The sequence below is a fragment of the Pseudomonas sp. MF08831 genome, from assembly GCF_059862645.1.
On record NZ_JCBCUX010000035.1, the window covers coordinates 1 to 3,002 of the forward strand.

The 3,002-nt window shown below is 55.4% G+C and carries 3 protein-coding genes; 2 read left to right on the forward strand and 1 reads right to left on the reverse strand.

The window, feature by feature from the left end:
- Positions 1-157 precede the first annotated feature (157 nt).
- Positions 158-685 (forward strand): replication/maintenance protein RepL, encoded by a 528-nt coding sequence (locus AC19YS_RS31945; RefSeq protein ID WP_498246392.1) that lies wholly within the window; start codon positions 158-160, stop codon positions 683-685.
- Between the two features lie 12 nt (positions 686-697).
- Positions 698-910, forward strand: a complete 213-nt coding sequence (locus tag AC19YS_RS31950; protein ID WP_498246391.1) for a hypothetical protein — start codon at positions 698-700, stop codon at positions 908-910.
- A 332-nt stretch (positions 911-1,242) separates the two neighbouring features.
- Here the strand turns inward: AC19YS_RS31950 and mobV are convergent, their stop codons facing one another.
- The gene (gene mobV / locus AC19YS_RS31955) at positions 1,243-2,223 is read right to left on the reverse strand and encodes a MobV family relaxase (protein WP_498246390.1); all 981 of its coding nucleotides are present in this window, start codon (positions 2,221-2,223) and stop codon (positions 1,243-1,245) included.
- Positions 2,224-3,002 lie beyond the last annotated feature (779 nt).

Sequence of the window (3,002 nt, forward strand, 5' to 3'; positions counted from 1 at the left end):
TTTTTTCTTAACGTATTGTTTTTTATAGGTTTTTATAAAAGCGAAGCTCATAGCTGGTGAGCTTCGGGAAGCTCACAGCTGGTGAGCTTCCGCGATTGAACCTAGGTCACAGGAAGGGTATAAATGGCTCACCATTTGATCCGACCAAGGTCACATAATGAGCCGTTCAGTACCACGTGATGAGCCTTCAGAGGCTCATCCAACCACAGACAATTACAACTTCGTCCAAGTCTCTCGAAGCTATCTCAGAGAGATGCGAGGACTGGCACGCAAAAGCCCTGTGGCCCACGAGATTTTGTACTACTTGGTGGAGCATATGGGGCGTACGACAAACGCCGTTGTATGCAGCAGAAACGTGCTGGCAGAGGTGACTGGGTGCAGCATTGCGACTGTAGGTAGGGCCATCAGAGTCCTGAAGGACGACAACTGGATCGACACTGTGAAGATCGGCAACGCTAGCGCCTACTGCGTCAACGAGCGGGCGTTCTGGCAAGCGGGTCGGAACCAACGGCAATATGCGGTTTTCTCTGCGACAGTAATTGCAGCAGCTTCAGAACAGGACAGCGATTTCCGCGAGAAAGCCAAGCAGAAACTGACCTATATCCCTGTGATCGAGGACAGCGACATAGCCGTTGCCGGAAACGATCCACTTCCCCCCCCAGATCAACAAGACCTAGATATCTAGAGGGATTGCCCAATGGATGAGCCACATTTCATCGAAATTAACGACGCTGACGACCGCACTCTGCCGCTTCCGATTTTCGTTACCAGAGATCGAGACGAGCGAGATAAGCGCTTACAGGTTGTGACCTTCATCCATGCTTGGCACCACGGCGACCTCGACGAGGAAAAAGTCAAAGCCTACGTCGAAGGTGAAATTACCCTGGACGAGTTCCTGGGCAGGACCTAGATATCTGACCTCTAATCCATCAAGGCCGGACGAATGGGATATCACGTAAAATCAATGTGGTTATATACTTAGCACTCAATCGAATATATGGATTTGCGATTTTGTCTTCTGTAGATACACCCAAAAAGCTGACTCTTGATTCCACTCTGCAGAATTTGTTGCAGGGCGCTGAAGTCGCTAGAAACGTTTGGCGAGAGGCGGAAAGAGTTCTAAATCAAGCGTCCGATGAGGCTTGGGTCGCTCAAATGCATGAGCTTGACCGCCTTAAGGCTCAGTACAGAGCCTATCAAGATGACATCTGCCATTACCTTCAGCAGGCGCTCAAAAAACCTTCAGCGTGACCTTCCTCGGTCATGACCGTTTTTAGCTTGTTCGCGATGAACCTTGCTCTCGTCCTTGGCTTTGGCGTTTTCCTGCTGAAACGTCATGGCCATCTTCAGGACTTTCGTCACCTGTTCCTTGCTCAGCCCCTTGAAAGGCTCCTGAAGCAACTCTAGGCGCTTTCTCAGGTCGTTTGCCGTGTCCTGTAGCTCTTTCGCTCTACGCCGCTCCTGAAGCGCTGTAGAGGCCGTGGCAATGGTCCCGGCGAATCCATCGTTCACCGCTTTGGTCAGACGCTCTGCAACCATTTCTGGCGATTCGACTAAATCTCCACGACCTAACATCGTCTTAGCCATGAACCCCGCTTTTTCCAGCACCCGCGGCTCCAAACTCTTGGGGCTGAGCGTGGCTTTTGGCGTGACACCACGCTGAACCGCCGCGTAATGTTGCTGGATCGTCTGATGAGTGGCCTTGCTGCCCTCGATCCCCCGTTCCAGTCCCAAATCAGCGACACAGCCGGCGTAACTGGTCTGGTCTGCACGCATCTTGTCCCGGCTACCGATGAATTCCTTGGCACTCAGGCGTTTGTCCTGCGTCAGCGGCACCACGAACGCGGAGAGGTGTGGTGTGGCCTCATCCCGGTGAATGCTGGCCGTGATGATCCGATCGGCGCCGTACTTGTCAGTCAGCCATTGCAGGGATCGCTGGAAGAACGCCTTTTCCTGTTCTGGTGTCGCTTTGTCGAACCATTCAGGGCTGGCCGTCATCACGTATTCCACCATCAGCACCGCGTCCTTGCGCCGTTTCTCCGGCAGCAAAGCGCGCAACTTGCCCATGGCCTCGTCCGTGCTTTTCGCGCCCAGGTGCTGATTGTCAGGTGTGCGCACCTGGTCAGCATTGTGCGTCTCGCGTTCGCGGTAGCAATGCTGCATCGAGGCCGCGACCGATCCCATGTTCGCGAGCTTCTTTGCCCTCATGATTGCGTATGCCATGCCATCCCCAATCTGATCAAAATCCGCCTAGCTCCGCTGGGCCACTTGATTACAAGTGTACTCACTAGACTTTGCTTCGCAAAGATCGTTCGGGCCCAAGGGCCAAAAGTACAAAAGGCCCTGCGCGGCTTCGCCTTGCTCCCCCCCACTGACGCGCCCCCCCAAGGGGGCTTGTCCGTTCGCCACGTGGCAGGCGGTCAGGGGAAGAGCACCCCTGACCACCAGCCCTGAGCGTTGGGGTCGCTCCAGGGCGTCAAGGTCGGGGCCGCTGCGCGGTCGCTGCGCGAACCTTGACCCCCTTCCACTTAGGTGTCCGACAGTGATCCTGTGGCGCGTTTTCGAGTGGAAGGCGGGTCAAGGGGTTGGTGCGGCCCGCAGCCCCGTAGGGGCGAGGACTCGGCCCCTTGACGCGCCTGGAACGACCCAAGCCTCACGTGAGTGGGGGCAGGGGCGCTCTTCCCCCTGCCCCCCGAGCCCTCGGCGGCAAGAGTGGGGGTTCCAAGGGGGCAAAGCCCACTTGGGCGAGGGCCGTAGGCCCGCTGCAAGCCATAAATAATCACTGCCCGCAGGGCAGGCATTTTCAAGGCCGAAGGCCGTGCTTTTCAGGGGTAAGGCATCGCCTAGGGCAGAGCCCTATTGAGATATAGAAGGGTTTTTTCTTAACGTATTGTTTTTTATAGGTTTTTATAAAAGCGAAGCTCATAGCTGGTGAGCTTCGGGAAGCTCACAGCTGGTGAGCTTCCGCGATTGAACCTAGGTCACAGGAAGGGTATAAATGG

Bases quoted from the DNA above. Each gene is read 5' to 3' on its own strand.
- AC19YS_RS31945 (WP_498246392.1), top strand. From the start codon at position 158: ATGAGCCGTTCAGTACCACGTGATGAGCCTTCAGAGGCTCATCCAACC.
- AC19YS_RS31950 (WP_498246391.1), top strand. From the start codon at position 698: ATGGATGAGCCACATTTCATCGAAATTAACGACGCTGACGACCGCACT.
- mobV (WP_498246390.1), bottom strand. From the start codon at position 2,223: ATGGCATACGCAATCATGAGGGCAAAGAAGCTCGCGAACATGGGATCG.